This window comes from Streptomyces sp. NPDC047014 (assembly GCF_040644195.1).
Lineage (GTDB): Bacteria > Actinomycetota > Actinomycetes > Streptomycetales > Streptomycetaceae > Streptomyces.
In genome coordinates this window covers 104,494-120,683 of the sequence record NZ_JBEYVX010000011.1, presented here as the reverse complement: position 1 = coordinate 120,683, position 16,190 = coordinate 104,494, and the positions used below count along the sequence as shown (strand labels likewise).

Below are 16,190 nucleotides of genomic sequence, written 5' to 3'. Positions count from 1 at the left end.
ATGAACTTCCCGCTTCTGACGGTGACGGCCGCGGTACCCGCGGCCGGCGCGATCCTCACGGCGGCCGTCCCGGCCGCCCGCAGGACCGCCGCCAAGTGGCTCGCGCTGCTCTTCTCCCTGGCCACCCTGGCCCTGGCCGTGCTCGTCGCGGTCCGCTTCGAGCCCGGCGGCGACCGCTACCAGCTCACCGAATCCCGCGCCTGGATCGCGGACTTCGGCGTCCGCTACGAACTGGGCGTGGACGGGATCGGGGTGGTGCTCATCGGGCTCACCGCGCTGCTGATCCCCTTCGTGATCGCGGCCGGCTGGCACGACGCCGACCCGCTGGAGACCCAGTCGAAGCGCTGGCGGCCCACCCAGGGCTTCTTCGCCCTGATCCTGCTGGTCGAGGCGATGGTGATCATCTCCTTCGAGGCCACCGACGTCTTCCTCTTCTACATCTTCTTCGAAGCCATGCTCATCCCGATGTACTTCCTCATCGGCGGCTTCGGGGACCGGGCCCACTCCGGCACCGACGAGAACGCCGCGGCGCAACGCTCCTACGCGGCGGTCAAGTTCCTCCTCTACAACCTGGTCGGCGGCCTGATCATGCTGGCCGCGGTCATCGGGCTGTATGTGGTCGCGGGGAACTTCTCCCTCCAGGAGATCGCCGCCGCCCGCGCCGCGGGCACCCTGGACATGGCCACCAACACCGAGCGGCTGCTGTTCCTCGGCTTCTTCTTCGCCTTCGCGGTGAAGGCGCCGCTGTGGCCGCTGCACACCTGGCTGCCGAACGCGATGGGGGAGTCCACCGCCCCCGTCGCCGTGCTGATCACCGCGGTCGTCGACAAGGTCGGCACCTTCGCGATGCTCCGCTTCTGCCTCGGGCTCTTCCCCGACGCCAGCAAGTGGGCCACGCCCGTGATCCTCGTACTGGCCCTGATCAGCATCGTCTACGGCGCGCTGGTGGCGGTCGGCCAGCGGGACATCAAGCGGCTGGTGGCCTACGCCTCGATCTCGCACTTCGGCTTCATCATCCTGGGCATCTTCGCGATGACCTCCCAGGGCCAGTCCGGCGCCACCCTCTACATGGTCAACCACGGCCTGTCGACGGCGGCGCTGATGCTGGTGGCCGGCTTCCTGATCTCGCGGCGCGGATCCCGGCTCATCGCGGACTACGGAGGCGTCCAGAAGGTGGCCCCGGTGCTCGCCGGGACCTTCCTGATCGGCGGCCTCGCCACGCTCTCGCTGCCGGGGCTCGCGCCCTTCGTCAGTGAGTTCCTGGTCCTGGTCGGCACCTTCGCCCGGTACCCGGTCGTCGGCATCATCGCCACCACGGGCATCGTGCTCGCCGCGCTCTACACGCTGGTGCTCTACCAGCGCACGATGACCGGCCCCGTGAAGGAGGAGGTCCGCACCATGCCGGACCTGCGCGTGCGGGAGGTGCTGGTGGTCGCCCCGCTGATCGCGCTGCTGATCGGGCTGGGCGTCTACCCGAAGGTGCTCACCGACATCGTCAACCCGGCGGTGGAGCACACCATGTCGGACGTCAAGCAGACCGACCCCAAGCCCGAGGTCGTGGTCGACGCCAAGAACGGAGAGGCGGCGAAGTGAGCGCTCTGAACTCCGCCCACAGCCTGTGGACACTGGCGGCCGACGGCCCGGCCGGCCGGATCCCGGCCCCCACCATCGAGTACGCGCAGCTCGCCCCCACCCTGATCGTGGTGGGCGCGGCGGTCGTCGGGATCGTGGTCGAGGCGTTCGTGCCCCGCAAGGCCCGCTACCACGTCCAGGTCTTCCTGGCCCTCGCCGCGCTGGCCTCGGCCTTCGCGGCGGTCGTCGGCCTCGCGGCCGGCGGGTACGGATCGACCAAGGCGCACGTCGCGGCCATGGGCGCCATCGCGGTGGACGGCCCGGCGCTGTTCCTCCAGGGCACCATCCTGCTGGCCTCGGTGGTCGCCGTCCTCACCTTCGCCGAGCGGCGCCTGGACCCGGCCGCGCACGGCAACCGCGTGGACTCCTTCGCCGCCCAGGCGGCCTCCGTACCGGGCAGCGAGAGCGAGAAGGCCGCGGTCAAGGCGGGCTTCACCACCACCGAGGTCTTCCCGCTGGCGCTGTTCGCGATCGCCGGCATGCTGATCTTCCCGGCGGCCAACGACCTGCTGACGCTGTTCGTCGCCCTGGAGGTCTTCTCCCTCCCGCTGTACCTGCTCTGCGCCGTCGCCCGCCGCCAGCGGCTGATGTCGCAGGAAGCGGCGGTGAAGTACTTCCTGCTCGGCGCCTTCTCTTCCGCCTTCCTCCTCTTCGGCATCGCGCTGCTCTACGGCTACGCGGGCTCCGTCTCGTACGCGGTCATCGCCGACGTGGTCGACGGCACGGTCACCAAGATCGACCCGGCCCTCGCGGGCACCATGGGCAATGACGCGCTGCTGCTGATCGGCGGGGCGCTGATCCTGACGGGCCTGCTCTTCAAGGTCGGAGCGGTCCCCTTCCACATGTGGACCCCGGACGTCTACCAGGGCGCCCCCACCCCGGTCACCGGCTTCATGGCCGCGGCCACGAAGGTGGCCGCCTTCGGCGCCCTGCTGCGCCTGCTCTACGTGGTCCTGCCGGGGCTGCGCTGGGACTGGCGGCCGGTGATGTGGGGCGTGGCCATCGTCACGATGCTGGCGGGCGCGGTGATCGCCGTGACCCAGACGGACGTGAAGCGGCTCCTGGCCTACTCCTCCATCGCGCACGCGGGCTTCATCCTGGCCGGTGTCATCGCGACCTCGGCGGAGGGGGTCAAGGCCGTCCTCTTCTACCTGGGCGCGTACTCCTTCGTGACGATCGGCGCCTTCGCGGTGGTCACGCTGGTGCGGGACGCGGGGGGCGAGGCGACGCACCTGTCCAAGTGGGCGGGGCTCGGGCGGCGTTCGCCGCTGACGGCGGCCGTCTTCGCGGTGTTCCTGCTGGCCTTCGCGGGCATCCCGCTGACCTCGGGCTTCACCGGCAAGTTCGCGGTGTTCTCGGCGGCGGCCGAGGGGGGTGCGGGGGTGCTGGTCGTGATCGGTGTGCTGTCCTCCGCGATCGCCGCGTTCTTCTACATCCGGGTGATCGTCCTGATGTTCTTCAGCGAGCCGAAGGCGGACGGCCCGACGGTGGCCGTCCCCTCCCCGCTGACGATGACCACCATCGCGGTGGGCGTGGCGGTCACCCTGGCCCTGGGCCTGGCCCCCCAGTACTTCCTGGACCTGGCCGGCCAGGCGAGCACCTTCGTCCGCTGACGGTCCGCCGCACGACCCAGGGCCCGGCCCCCCTCGGGGGAGCCGGGCCCTGTGCTGTGTGCGGTGCTACTCGGGCCGCCCACCCCCCGGCTTGATGGCGGTGAGGTCCAGGTCGATGGGGAAGGGCGCCGAGACCTTCAGCCGGTCGTGGAAGATGCCCGTTGCGACATAGGCGCGCGTGGCCGGTTCGAGTTCGAATACGTAGACGACAGCCCGGTCGTTCTTGTTCTCCACCCGCCAGTAGTGGGGGATTCCTGCCCTGGCGTATCTGGCCGGTTTCGTCTCGCGGTCCCGGCTGATCGAATCGGGAGAGACGACCTCGATGGCCAGCTGGACCGACGCGGCGGGAATGCGTGTCTGCTGCTCGGAACCCCGGGCCAGTTCCTCGTCGACGACGAGGACGTCCGGCTCGGGCCGGTTGTGTCGATCGATGTCGACGGTGAACTCTCGCATCACTTCGAGTCCGTCCGGAACCAGTGATTCGAGCTGCCATTCGAAGAATCGCAGGGCTCGCATATGGAATCGGGTTTGCGGACTCACGAAAATCAGGCTCCCGTCGATCAGCTCCGTGTGCGGAGGCAGGTTGGGAAGCCGGTCAAGGTCGTCAGCCGTCCACCCGCCCGCAGGCGGGACGGGCCAGCGCAGGGCGGGCTCCTGTTCAGGTGTCTCGGGATCGACGCTCATCGGTAGTGCTCCCATGCCACGGAGTCTCGCGAGTGCGATCAGAGTATCGCCGCGCATCCCCGGAATACCGCCCTACTGGGTGAGTCATATGCGCGAGGCACTTGACGGCGCCGACGGGCGCAGACTAGTGGCCGTGGGCGTGGGAGGTGGCCGGCTTGCCCGGGGTCGGGGGCTTCTTCGGGCAGGTGAGGGCGGGGTTCCAATTGTGGAAGCGGCCCGCCGGGTTCTTCTTGTACGCCCACATGTGCAGGTCGTAGTGCTTCGGCATGCCCGCCCAGTGGCCCGGCATCGGGCCGTCGAAGGGCAGGCCGAACATGCTCGGCCGGTCGTCGGCGGTCTTGAGGTCCTGGTCGCGGTCGGTGGACATCCACTCCACCGTCTCCAGCCGGCGCCGGCCGTTCTTGTCCTTGTCCCGGCTGTAGAGCAGCGCCGTCGGCCTGGCCGGGTCCTTCGAGCCCCAGTTGGCCTGCTTGACGTAGTGGTAGTTCATCGCGCCCACGCCGAAGGGGTTGCTCATGCACTCCTCGCCCTTCGGGACGTAGCCGTCCTTGATGGCCTGCCGCTCGTCCGCGTACTTGGCGGTCGCCGCCATCGCCGTCGCCATGTCCCGCATGGCCTTCGCGTCGCGCGGGTCCGGCGCCGGCCCCTCGACCCCGTGGGCGGGGGCCACCGCCGCGAGGCCGAGCGAGGCGGCGGCCGCGCAGGCGAGGACGGTCCTGAGGCTGCGTACGGACATGGTGGCGGCTCCCTCGCGGTGGGGGTACGGGGTACGGGTTCCCGCGCCCGGTCGTCCGTCCACCATCACCGCCCGCACCCCCCACCGCACGCGGCGCGCCTCCGAACGGGGGTGTGAGGGCCCGTACGGAGGCGCGCCGTGCGCCCGAGTGGCTAGGCCGCGGCCACGATGCGGCCCGTGACCTCGCCGAGGCCGACGCGGGTGCCGTCCGGGCCGGGGGCCCACGCCGTCAGGGTGACGGTGTCCCCGTCCTCCAGGAAGGTCCGCTTGCCGTCGGCCAGCTCGATCGCGTCGCGCCCGTTCCACGTGAGCTCCAGCAGCGAGCCGCGCTGGTCCACCTCCGGCCCGCTGACCGTGCCCGAGCCGAAGACGTCGCCGGTGCGCAGGGAGGCGCCGTTGACCGTCATATGGGCCAGCTGCTGGGCGGCGGTCCAGTACATCGTCGCAAACGGCGGCCGCGCCACCTCCTGGCCGTTGACGGCCACGGCGATGTGCAGGTCGAAGCCGCCCGGCCGGTCGACGGCCGCGTCGTCCAGGTAGGGCAGCAGCGGGAAGTCCCGGGCCGGCGGGGCCACCCGGGCGGCGTCCAGGGCCTCCAGCGGGGTCACCCACGCGGAGACGGAGGTGGCGAAGGACTTGCCGAGGAAGGGGCCGAGCGGGACGTACTCCCACGCCTGGAGGTCCCGCGCCGACCAGTCGTTGAGCAGGAACAGCCCGAAGACGTGGTCCTCGAAGGCACCCAGCGGCACCGGGCTGCCCATCGCGGACGGCGCGCCGACGACGAAGCCGACCTCCGCCTCGATGTCGAGCTTCACGGACGGGCCGAAGACGGGCGCCGGGTCGGTGGGCGCCTTGCGCTGCCCGGAGGGGCGTACGACATCGGTCCCGGAGACCACGAGCGTGCCGGAGCGGCCGTGGTAACCGATGGGCAAGTGCTTCCAGTTGGGGGTCAGCGGCTCGCCGTCCGGGCGGAACATGCGGCCGACGTTGGTGGCGTGGTGCTCGCTCGCGTAGAAGTCGACGTAGTCGGCGACCTCGTACGGCAGGTGCAGCGTGACCGCGTCGAGCGGCAGCAGGTGCGGCTCCACCGTCGGGCGGTGGCCCGGGTCGGTCACCCACGCGGTCAGCGCGCGCCGCACGTCGCGCCAGGCGGTGCGCCCGGCGGCCAGCAGCGGGTTGAGGGAGCTCTGCCCGAGCAGACCGGCGTACGGGGAGCCGAGCGCGGCCGCGGCCGCCCCCGCGTCGAGCACGTACCCGCCGATGCGCACGCCGATCCGGCGGCGCTCCTCACCGGCGGCCGAGAAGACGCCGTACGGGAGGTTGTGCGGCCCGAACGGGTCGCCCTCGGGGACATCGAGGGGGCTCTGCTGGGGCATGGGGTGCTGCCTCGCTTTCGACGCGGTCCGGGGGTGTCCCGGGGGCTGGTTGACACGTTACGTGGCTGAAGGGGCCTAGGGGAGGCCGGATTCGCGCTCTATTTGTAGGACTTGTCCGCAGGGGTCCGTATCCTTGGCGCCGTGACTTCCGCGCCGTTTCCGGCCCTCCCCCATGCCTTGATCGCGACGGACCTGGACGGGACCCTGCTGCGCGCGGGGGACACCGTTTCCGCCCGTTCCTACGGGGCTCTCGCGCAGGCCCGCGCCGCCGGCGCCCAGCACATCGTCGTCACCGGCCGTCCCGTGCCGCAGGTCCGGCACGTCCTGGACCGTCTCGGCTACACGGGGCTCGCGGTGTGCGCGCAGGGCGCCCAGGTGTACGACGCGGCGCGCGGCCGGCTGCTGCACTCCGTCCCCATGGACCGGGAGCTCGCGGAGGTCGCCCTCGGCAAGATCGAGGCCGAGATCGGCGAGGTGTACGCGGCCGTGAACCAGGAGGGCCTGGACGCGGAGATGCTGATGGGGCCGGGCTACCGGATGTGGCACCCGCACCTGCCGACCGTACGGGTGGACCGCCGCTCGGGCCTGTGGTCGGCGCCGATCAACAAGGTGCTGCTCCAGCACCCGGAGCTCGACGACGACGAGCTGACGCGGGTGGCCCGCGCGGTGGTCGGGGACCTGGTGAACGTCACGATGGCGGGGGAGTACACCGTGGAGCTCCAGCCGCCTGGCATCGACAAGGCCGGCGGTCTCGCCCGCGCGGCCGAGGTCCTGGGGGTGTCCCCGGCGGGGACCATCGCCTTCGGGGACATGCCGAACGACATCCCGATGTTCGCGTGGGCGGCCTGGGGGGTGGCCATGGCGAACTCGCACCGTGAGCTGGTGGCCGTCGCGGACGAGGTGACCCTGTCGAACGAGGAGGACGGGGTCGCGGTGGTCCTGGAACGCCTCTACGGCTGACCGGCGCGGCCCCGGAGGCCCGGGGAGGGCGGCCCGGCGGGGGCTCAGCCCGCCGCCCGCGGCAGCCGGCGCTCCCAGGTGCGGTGGAAGACCACCTCCCCGCCCTCCCGGCACACCAGCTCGTTCCACGTCAGGAAGCCGCCCTCGTCGCAGCCGGACTCCGAGCGGGTCTCCACCCGCGCGTCCCAGCCCAGGTCCGGCCGGTGCAGCCGGATCCGCCACTCCGAGCGGATCCGGGCCGACAGCGGGTCCGCGTCCTGGATCTCGTACGTCTCCACCGCCTCCTCCTCGCACTCCAGCCCGTCCGGGTACACCCGCGTGCCCCCGTGGCGCGGGTCCACCTCCAGCCGCCAGGTGCCCCGCGCCACGTCCCGTACGACCAGCCGCTCCGGGCGCTCCTCGTCCAGCGTGGCCGGGGCGGTCACGCCCAGGGGCTCGGCCTGCTCCGGCGGTTCGAAGACCACGCCGTCGTCGGCGCGGGAGCCCATCCGCACCGGCAGGGTCACGGAGCTGCCCGCCGGGTCGAGGGTCCACCCGGCCTCCGAGCCGGCGCGCGGCCAGATCCACGGCCAGTACGCGGAGGACACGGCGAGCCGGATCCGGTGCCCCGGCGGGAAGGCGTGGCCGATGCCGTCCAGCGCGAAGGTGACGTCCTCGTACGAGCCCACCGGCCACGGGACCGCCCGGTCCGGGCCCTGCCGCGCGGACAGGTTGAGCACGCCCCGCGTGAGCAGCGTCGAGGAGCCGTCCGGGGCCACGTCGCAGAGCCGGGCCACGACCTGCCCGTACGGCACGTCCAGCCGCAGCCGCAGGGTCACCGAGGGGCGGCCCAGGATCTCCACCGGCTCCTCGCCGCTCACCGGGAACTCGAAGCAGGCCGACTTGGCGTCCTCCTCGCGCTGGTCCGGCGGCAGGTCGGCGGCGTTGCCGAGGGGGCGGAAGCGGCCCGCGTCCAGCCCCGTGTGCTGCGGGGAGGCCACGGCCACCGGCGCGCCCGCGAACACGTACGGGACGGGGATCACGGTCGGGGAGGGCCAGGCCCGCTCTCCGGCCCAGCGGCCGGGCAGCTCCTCGTACACGGTGGCGGGCGGGTGCGCGTCGCCGATCCAGGCGCGCAGCAGCGGCTCCTCCAGGGCGCCGTTGTCCTCGCCCCGGAGCCAGTGGTCCCACCAGCGCAGGGTCTCCTGGAGGAAGCCGATCGCGGGGCCCGGCGGCAGCCCGCGGTCCGGGTACTGGTGCGACCAGGGCCCGATCAGCCCGCGGACCCGGCGCGGGTCCAGCCGCTCCACCAGCTCCAGCACGGTGTCCCGGTGCGGGTCGTGCCAGCCGCCCACGGCGAGGACGGCCGCGCGGACCGCCGGAAGGGCCTCGCGGACGCCGCCCTCCCGCCAGTGGCCGTCGCGGGTCTGGTGGGCCAGCCAGGTGTGGACGGCCGGTTCCAGCGCCTCCAGCCGGTCCAGCCAGCGCGCCCGCCAGCCCTCGCCGGTGAACAGCGGGTCCGGCGGCCGGGCGGTGAGGGCCAGCAGGGCCGCCGCGCCCGCGTGCGCCTCCGGGGCGAGCACCGAGCCGCCCCGGTAGGGCCCGCCCCCGTCGAAGCGGTCGGCCGCGGCGCAGACGGCGACGACCGCCTTGAGGGCCGCGGGGGCGAGGGCGGCGGTCCCGAGGGCGGTGGAGCCGCCGTGGCCGAGCCCGAACATCCCCACCGCTCCCGTGCACCACGGCCGCCCCGCCAGCCACTCCACCACCGCGACCGCGTCGGCCGCCTCCCGGGCCTCGCCGGGCCCGCCGGGGCGGCCGCCGCTGCATCCGTGCCCGCGCGCGTCCACGCGTACGGAGGCGTAGCCGTGGCCCGCGTACCAGGGGTGGCGCTGGCGGTCGCGGGGCGCGGTGGAGTCGGTGAGCCGGTCCGGCAGGTACTCCAGCAGGGCGGGCACCGGCTCGTCCGTCACGGGCCGCCAGATCCGCGCGTACAGCTCCACGCCGTCGGGCAGCGGGATCCGGACGTCCTCGTGGGTGGTCTCGTACGGGAACGCGGTACGGATGATCATCGGGATCTCGGCCGCCCATCATCTCGGTGCAGGGGAGGGGGACGAGGATGCCCTGCGCACCGAACATACCGGTGCTTATCGGGCGGCGCGTGGAGGGTGGCCGGGAAGGCCCTCTCCGTGATCGAAAAGGGACCCGATACGCTGGCTTGAGTGATGGCAGCGACACATCGACAATCCAGGTGATCGTCAGCGTGATCGTCAGCAGACAGGAGTACCCCTCGTGACCGTCGTCGGGCCGTTCGGACTGAGCGTGCGGGACCAGGCTCTTGAGACCGATGTCCAGGCCGGACTGGCCGCCGTCGAGGCGGGTCTGCTGGAAGCCACCAAGAGCGAAGTCCCCTTCATCACCGAGGCCGCACAGCACCTGGTCCGGGCCGGCGGCAAGCGGTTCCGGCCGCTGCTCGTCATGCTCGCGTCCCGGTTCGGGGACCCCTACGCGCCCGGGATCGTCCCGTCCGCCGTGGTGGTCGAGCTCACGCACCTCGCCACGCTCTACCACGACGACGTCATGGACGAGGCGGACGTGCGCCGCGGGGTGGAGAGCGCCAACGCCCGCTGGGGCAACTCGGTGGCCGTCCTCACGGGTGACTTCCTCTTCGCCCGCGCCTCGCACATCCTGGCCGACCTCGGGCCCGAGGCCGTACGCATCCAGGCGGAGGCGTTCGAGCGGCTGGTGACGGGCCAGATCCTGGAGACGGCCGGGCCGCGCGACGGCCGCGACCCCGTCGCCCACTACCTCGACGTCATCGCCGGCAAGACCGGCTCGCTGATCGCGGTCTCCGGCCGCTTCGGCGCGCTGATGTCCGGCGCAGACGAGTCGGTCGTCGACATCCTGACCCAGTACGGCGAACGGCTCGGCACCGCCTTCCAGCTCGCCGACGACGTCCTCGACATCGCCTCCGACGCGCACGAGTCCGGCAAGACCCCGGGCACGGACCTGCGCGAGGGCATCCCGACGCTGCCCGTGCTGCGGCTGCGCGAGATGGCCGCGCGGGACGGCCGTCCGGAGGACCTGGAGCTCGTCGCGCTGCTCGACGGCGACCTCACGGACGACGCCCGGCACGCCGAGGTCCTGACCCGGCTGCGGGCGCACCCCGCCCTGGAGCAGGCCCGCCGCGACACCATCCGGTACGCGGAGGACGCGCGGGCCACGCTCGCGCCGCTGCCCGAGTGCTTCGCGAAGGCGGCCCTGGAGGAGCTCTGCGACGCGGTGGTGCACCGCGCCGGCTGACGCCGCCGGGGCGGCGCCACCGCCCCTCGTACGGACACGGGCCCCGGGCCCCCGGTGACCCCTACGGGTCGGGGGAGCGGGGCCCGCGCCGTGTCATCCCTCGGTATTACGTCCGGTTGCGTCCGGGGGCTGACGCGTCCGGGCCGCGTTTTTGGTCAGATGGAGCTATCAACCCCACCGGATCGGGTGAGTGCGGCGAAACGGATATCGCCGCCGTCGACACAGAGGGCAGGGCACTGACATGGCAGCGAACACGAAGACTTCTCGCAGGGTCGCCCGGTACGCGGTACCGGTCGCGGTGGCGGGTGTCGCCGCGGCGACCGTGGCGATGGTCCCGGCCTTCGCCAACGCCGGCGGACCCGACCTCCCGCACCTCACCGCGCAGCAGCTGATCGAGAAGGTCGCCGCCTCCGAGGTGGAGCAGCTCTCCGGCACCGCCAAGATCAGCACCGACCTCGGCCTGCCGAAGCTCGCCTCCGGCCTGCTCGGCGGCGGCGGGGTCACGGGCGGCTCCGCCAACCCGGAGGACAAGGTCGCGCAGCTGGCGAACGGCACGCACACCCTGCGTGTCGCGGCCGACGGCCCGGACCGCCAGAAGCTCACCTTCCTCGACGGCAAGGACGAGTACAGCCTCCTGCACAACGGCGACGAGGTGTGGGGCTACGACTCCAAGTCGAACGAGGTCTTCCACGAGAAGGCCCCGGCCGGCGCCGGCCACGAGGCGGGCAAGGGCCAGGACAAGGGCAAGGAGCACAAGACGGGCGAGCGCATGGGCGCCTCCCCGCAGCAGCTGGCCCAGGAGATCCTCAAGGCCGCCGGCCCCACCACGGACGTCAGCGTGGGCGACACCGCGCAGGTGGCCGGGCGGGACGCCTACCAGCTGGTGCTCAAGCCCAAGCAGGCCGGTTCCACGGTCGGTTCGGTGCAGATCGCGGTGGACGCGAAGAACGGCGTGCCGCTGCGCGTGCAGCTGCTGTCCGCCCAGGGCGGCAAGCCGATCGTGGACGCGGGCTTCACCAAGGTGGACTTCGCCAAGCCCGCCGCCGACACCTTCGCCTTCACCCCGCCCAAGGGCGCCAAGGTGACCGAGGGCACCGACGCGCCGGGCAAGGGCGAGAAGGACTCGCCGTTCAAGGCACTGGAGTCCTTCCCCGGCCTGGACGGCCTGGCCGGCGGCGCGAACGGCAAGGGCGACGTGAAGGTCCTCGGCGAGGGCTGGGCGGCCATCGCCCGGATCGACTCCGGCGCGGGCACGAGCCTCAAGGACCTGGAGAAGGACAAGAACGCGCCCAAGGAGGCCAAGCAGTTCCTCGACTCCCTCGGGGACAAGGTGAACGGCTCCTTCGGTGAGGGCCGGGTCCTGTCCACCCGCCTGTTCAACGTCCTGCTCACGGACGACGGCAAGGTCTACGCCGGCGCCGTCACCAAGGACGCCCTGGTGAAGGCCGCCGAGGCCCACAAGTAAGCCTCCCCGGGGGGAGTTCCGCCGGGGCGGGCGCGGCTGTGCCGTCGCCCACCCCGGCGGCCGTCCTGCTGACCGTACAGCGGTTCCGCTGTACGGTGTGGGGCATGTCGAGACACGTCACCATCCGCCTGGACGAGGAGTTCCACGAGCGCCTGAAGGCGCGCGCCGCGGCGCTGGGGACGACGGTGACCGCGCTGATCACCGAGGTCACCGAGCGCGAACTCGACGAGGACCGGAAGAACTTCCTCTCCGGCATAGAGGAGTTCGCCGACCACTGGAGCTACTTCCAGGAGCGGTTCGGCAATTGAAGATCACCATGGAGTGGGCCTGGACCGCTCTGGCCCACCATCTCCCGTCAGATCCCGCCGTGTGGGATCCCTCCGGGGTGGCCGCCGCCGTCGCCCGGCACCAGAACGACCTCGTGCTGGTCCCCGAACAGCCCGCCCCGGACACCGCGTGGCGGGCCGCCGCGTTTCTGCACACGCTCGCGGTCTGCCCGGCGCTGGAGTCCCCGATGAACGAGTTCTACGCGGCCGCGGCGACGCGCTCGTATCTGCGGGTGGCCGGGGCGCGGACGCTGCCCTCGCCGGAGGTGCTGGGCGATCTGGTCGAGGCGGCGAAGCTGGGCCGGGCGGACGTGGCGGCGGTGGCCGAGGAGCTGCGCGCCCGGATACAGGAACCGCAGCCGGCCTCCTCGCAGGGCCGCGCCGACGAGGCGTGAGCGGGCCCGCCGGGTGGCGGGCGTGCGGGAGCCCCGGCGCCGATCGCACCGGGGCTCCCGTGGTCCGCGTACCCGTCGTGGCCGGGACTAGAAGGTGATCTTCCAGCTGTTGATGTAGCCGACGTCCTGCGCGGCGGAGTCCTTGGCCCGCAGCTGCCAGACGCCGTTGGCCACCTCGCTGGAGGCGTTCACGGTGTAGGACTGCACGAGGTTGTCGGCGCTGCCGCCGGTCCGGTTGTGCAGGTTGTAGACCGTGCCGTCCGGGGCGACCAGGTCGACCACCAGGTCACCGCGGTAGGTGTGCACGATGTTCACGTCCACCTTGGTCGTGGCCGGGGCGTTGCCCGCGACACCCGAGACCGTGATCGGCGAGGTCACCGCGGCACCGGGGGAGTCCGGGATGTTCACGTCCGCCGTGTTCTCGAAGGACTTCCCGGGCGGTACGGGCGTGCCCGCGCCCAGGGTCCAGATCGCGTAGGCGGCGGCGTCCGTGTTGCGGTCCAGGGCGGTGTCGCTGATGTTCGACAGGCTGTCGCACGAGGAGTGGTAGCAGCGGTCGAAGGACTGCCCGGCGGTGCCGCCCCACTTCTGCGCCTGTGCGGAGGTCTTGGAGTTGCTGGCTCCGGTGAACAGGCCGCCGACGGGTATGCCCACGTTCTTGAACGAGGCGTGGTCGGAGCGGCCGTCGCCCTCGGTCTCGATCTCGGTCGGGACGCCGATGCCCGAGAAGTAGTTCTTGAAGGTCTGCTCGATGGTCGGGTCGTCGTCGTAGACGAAGTAGCCCGGGTTCGGCGAGCCGATCATGTCGAAGTTCAGGTAGCCGGCGAACTTGGACCGCTCCGCCGACGGCAGGTTGTTGACGTAGTACTTCGACCCGACCAGGCCCAGCTCCTCCGCGCCCCACCAGCCGAAGCGCAGGTGCTTGGTGGGCTGGAGCCCGGCGCGGGAGACGGCGAGGGCCGTCTCCAGGACGCCGGCGCTGCCGGAGCCGTTGTCGTTGATGCCCGCGCCCGAGGTCACGGAGTCCAGGTGGGCGCCGGCCATCAGCACCGAGTTCGGGTCGCCGCCCGGCCAGTCGGCGATCAGGTTGTAGCCGGTGGCGCCGCTGGAGGTGAAGGTCTGCAGGGTGGTGGTGAAGCCCGCCGCGTCCAGCTTGGCCTTCACGTAGTCGATCGACGCCTTGTAACCGGCCCGGCCGTGGGCGCGGTTGCCGCCGTTGTTGGCGGCGATCGTCGAGAACTGCGACAGGTGGGCCTTGACGTTGGCCAGCGGGATGTCGGGCGGTGTCGGCGCCGCGGTCGCCGCCGTGGGGGCGGCCAGTGCGGCGGGAGCGGTGGAGGCGAACAGGCCGGCGACCGCGAGGGCGGTCACGGTGGCGAGGCGCCGGGAGACGGACAGGCTCATGTGGGGGCTCCGGGATTCCGCTGGGGATATGACGGAACGAGCGAGAGAGCGGGTGAGCGTTAGTGCGTCGGTGCGTCAGTGCGAGCCTGATGTTCAGCGAGAGTATGACTGTCCGTCAAGACCATAATCCGGTCATGGGGGTTCGCTCAGCGAACGATCCCCGGTACGGGAGGCCCGTACCGGGGATCGTGGGATCGGAGCGTTTGCTGGTGCGCGCCTCGCGCGCGGTCGCCTACGCGGGCTCGCGCGCCGGAGCGGGAGCGGGCGCGGGCGCCGCTTCGAGCCGGGCCCGGGAGCGCCGGGCCGTCCGCAGCGCGTCCCAGGTGAGGACGGCGAGCGCGGCCCACACGAGCGAGAAGCCCGCCCAGCGCTCCGGCGGCATGGCCTCGTGGAAGTACAGGACGCCGAGCCCGAACTGGAAGACCGGCGCCATGTACTGGAGCAGCCCCAGCGTGGAGAGCGGGACGCGGATCGCGGCCGCCCCGAAGAACACCAGCGGCACCGCCGTGACCAGCCCGGTCGCGGCCAGCAGCAGGGCGTGCCCGGTGCCCTGCGCGGCGAAGGTCGACTGCCCCCGCGCGCCGAGCCAGATCAGGTAGCCCAGGGCCGGCAGGAACAGCAGGGCCGTCTCGGCGGCCAGCGATTCCAGCCCGCCCATGTTGAGCTTCTTCTTGATCAGCCCGTACGTGGCGAAGGAGCAGGCCAGCACCAGCGAGATCCACGGCGGCCGCCCGTAGCCGACGGCGAGCACGAGCACGGCGAGGAAGCTGATGCCGACGGCCACCCACTGGGCGCGGCGCAGCCGCTCACCCAGGACGAGCACGCCCATCGCGATGCTGACCAGCGGGTTGATGAAGTAGCCGAGGCTGGATTCGACGACATGGCCGTTGTTGACCGACCAGATGTACAGGCCCCAGTTCACGCTGATCACCGACGCGGCCAGCGCCGTCAGGGCCAGCTTGCGCGGCCGGCGCAGCAGCTCCCCGATCCAGCTCCAGCGGCGTACGGCGAGCAGCGCGACCCCGACCACGGCCAGGGACCAGGTCATCCGGTGCGCCAGGATCTCCACGGCTCCCGCGGGCATCAGCAGCGGCCAGAAGAGCGGGACCAGCCCCCACATCCCGTACGCGCCGAATCCGTAGAGCAAACCCGTGCGCTGCTCGTTCTCCGCCTTCACGGGGGCCTCCTGTGCGACTTCCAGCCAACTTCACGACGGTATCGCCGCACGGCCCGGATGTCATGCCCGTTATCGCGAGATACTCATGACATCGGGCAGGGGGCGCGCCCAGGAGCCCCGGAAGCCCGCGGGCTCAGGCCAGCGCCTCGCGGATCGCCTCGGCCATCGGGGTCGTCGGCCGCCCGATCAGCCGGGCCAGGTCCCCGCCGGTGCCCGCGAGCCGGCCGCGCGCGATCGCCGCGTCCACGTCCACGAGTACGGCCGCGAAGCCCTCGGGCACCCCGGCGCCGGTCAGGACCGCCAGGTGCTCCTCCGCCGTCACGTCCCGGTACACGACCTCCTTGCCGGACTGCGCCGCCACCTCGGCCGCGTACTCCGCGAGGCTCCAGGCGGTGTCCCCGGAGAGCTCGTAGACCTGGTTCAGGTGTCCCTCGCCGGTGAGCACCACGGCCGCGGCGGCAGCGAAGTCGGCGCGGGCGGCGGAGGCCACCCGGCCCTCGCCCGTACTGCCCACGACCGCGCCGTGCCCGAGGGCGGCGGGCAGCTCGCGGGTGTAGTTCTCGTGGTACCAGCCGTTGCGCAGGAAGGTGTACGGCACCCCGGAGCCGAGGATGGCCCGCTCGGTGGCGATGTGCTCCGCGGCCAGCTCGAAGTCGGCCTCGGGGCCGCCCAGGATGCCCGTGTAGGCCAGCTGCGCCACGCCCGCGGCCTGGGCGGCCTCCAGGACGGCGGTGTGCTGGGCCGTGCGGCGCCCGAACTCGTTGCCGGAGATCAGCAGCACGCGGTCGCCCGCCCGGAAGGCGGCGGCCAGGGCCGCGGGGTCGTTGTAGTCGGCCACGCGGACCTCGACCCCGCGGGCGGCCAGGTCGGCGGCCTTGTCCCGGTCACGGACGACGACGGCGACGCGCTCGGCGGGGACCCGCTCCAGCAGTTCCCCGACGACGAGACGGCCGAGGGCCCCGGTGGCTGCGGTGACGACGATGCTCATGACTGCTCTCCTCAGTGGACGGTCACACCATCGTACGGTAAGCGCTAACTTTTAGAAAGCGCTCACTGTGGGACTGCGCCCGGCGCCGTGCCCGGCACCCTGCTCGGCGTCCTGCGGGGGTGACGTATCCGGGCATGCCGGAGCCCGGACCCCCT

At 72.3% G+C, this 16,190-nt stretch carries 14 protein-coding genes; 7 read left to right on the top strand and 7 right to left on the bottom strand.

Annotated elements, in window-relative coordinates; all coding sequences use genetic code 11:
* Positions 1–1,593: an NADH-quinone oxidoreductase subunit M gene (locus ABZ873_RS10415; protein WP_360868175.1), complete on the top strand. Its 1,593-nt coding sequence runs from the start codon at positions 1–3 to the stop codon at positions 1,591–1,593.
* Entirely contained in the window at positions 1,590–3,245 is a 1,656-nt protein-coding gene (gene nuoN, locus ABZ873_RS10410) for an NADH-quinone oxidoreductase subunit NuoN (RefSeq protein WP_360868172.1), read from the top strand. The genes ABZ873_RS10415 and nuoN overlap by 4 nt, the downstream gene beginning before the upstream one ends.
* A gap of 66 nt (positions 3,246–3,311) precedes the next feature.
* On the opposite strand, the gene ABZ873_RS10405 is transcribed toward nuoN, so the two are convergent.
* The 3 genes from ABZ873_RS10405 to fahA form a co-directional block, all read right to left on the bottom strand.
* A complete protein-coding gene (locus ABZ873_RS10405) occupies positions 3,312–3,929 on the bottom strand; it encodes a Uma2 family endonuclease (protein ID WP_360868169.1) in 618 nt (205 codons plus the stop codon).
* 124 nt (positions 3,930–4,053) lie between these two features.
* Positions 4,054–4,665 (bottom strand): hypothetical protein, encoded by a 612-nt coding sequence (locus tag ABZ873_RS10400; RefSeq protein WP_360868166.1) that lies wholly within the window; start codon positions 4,663–4,665, stop codon positions 4,054–4,056.
* A 152-nt stretch (positions 4,666–4,817) separates the two neighbouring features.
* Positions 4,818–6,041: a fumarylacetoacetase gene (gene fahA / locus ABZ873_RS10395; RefSeq protein ID WP_360868163.1), complete on the bottom strand. Its 1,224-nt coding sequence runs from the start codon at positions 6,039–6,041 to the stop codon at positions 4,818–4,820.
* Positions 6,042–6,182: 141 nt separating this feature from the next.
* Here fahA and ABZ873_RS10390 point away from each other — a divergent pair, with 141 nt between their 5' ends.
* Positions 6,183–7,001: an HAD family hydrolase gene (locus tag ABZ873_RS10390; RefSeq protein WP_360868160.1), complete on the top strand. Its 819-nt coding sequence runs from the start codon at positions 6,183–6,185 to the stop codon at positions 6,999–7,001.
* Positions 7,002–7,045: 44 nt separating this feature from the next.
* Here the strand turns inward: ABZ873_RS10390 and ABZ873_RS10385 are convergent, their stop codons facing one another.
* Entirely contained in the window at positions 7,046–9,049 is a 2,004-nt protein-coding gene (locus ABZ873_RS10385) for a CocE/NonD family hydrolase (protein ID WP_360868157.1), read from the bottom strand.
* 220 nt (positions 9,050–9,269) lie between these two features.
* Between ABZ873_RS10385 and ABZ873_RS10380 the strand changes: the two genes are divergently transcribed.
* The 4 genes from ABZ873_RS10380 to ABZ873_RS10365 all read left to right on the top strand — a co-directional run bounded on the left by ABZ873_RS10380 (position 9,270) and on the right by ABZ873_RS10365 (position 12,466).
* Positions 9,270–10,280: a polyprenyl synthetase family protein gene (locus ABZ873_RS10380; RefSeq protein WP_030831648.1), complete on the top strand. Its 1,011-nt coding sequence runs from the start codon at positions 9,270–9,272 to the stop codon at positions 10,278–10,280.
* Between the two features lie 241 nt (positions 10,281–10,521).
* Positions 10,522–11,745, top strand: coding sequence for a DUF2092 domain-containing protein (locus ABZ873_RS10375; RefSeq protein ID WP_360868153.1), 1,224 nt, complete (start codon positions 10,522–10,524; stop codon positions 11,743–11,745).
* 104 nt (positions 11,746–11,849) lie between these two features.
* Positions 11,850–12,053, top strand: a complete 204-nt coding sequence (locus ABZ873_RS10370; RefSeq protein ID WP_229337077.1) for a ribbon-helix-helix domain-containing protein — start codon at positions 11,850–11,852, stop codon at positions 12,051–12,053.
* Complete coding sequence (locus tag ABZ873_RS10365) at positions 12,050–12,466, top strand: hypothetical protein (RefSeq protein ID WP_360868150.1); 417 nt, start codon at positions 12,050–12,052, stop codon at positions 12,464–12,466. Before ABZ873_RS10370 ends, ABZ873_RS10365 begins: the two co-directional genes overlap by 4 nt.
* An 87-nt stretch (positions 12,467–12,553) precedes the next feature.
* On the opposite strand, the gene ABZ873_RS10360 is transcribed toward ABZ873_RS10365, so the two are convergent.
* From ABZ873_RS10360 to ABZ873_RS10350, 3 genes are all read right to left on the bottom strand, one after another.
* Positions 12,554–13,870, bottom strand: a complete 1,317-nt coding sequence (locus ABZ873_RS10360) for a M28 family metallopeptidase (RefSeq protein ID WP_360868147.1) — start codon at positions 13,868–13,870, stop codon at positions 12,554–12,556.
* A 232-nt stretch (positions 13,871–14,102) separates the two neighbouring features.
* Positions 14,103–15,047: an EamA family transporter RarD gene (gene rarD, locus ABZ873_RS10355; RefSeq protein ID WP_360868144.1), complete on the bottom strand. Its 945-nt coding sequence runs from the start codon at positions 15,045–15,047 to the stop codon at positions 14,103–14,105.
* 133 nt (positions 15,048–15,180) lie between these two features.
* Positions 15,181–16,035, bottom strand: a complete 855-nt coding sequence (locus tag ABZ873_RS10350; RefSeq protein ID WP_360868141.1) for an SDR family oxidoreductase — start codon at positions 16,033–16,035, stop codon at positions 15,181–15,183.
* Between the last annotated feature and the right edge of the window lie 155 nt (positions 16,036–16,190).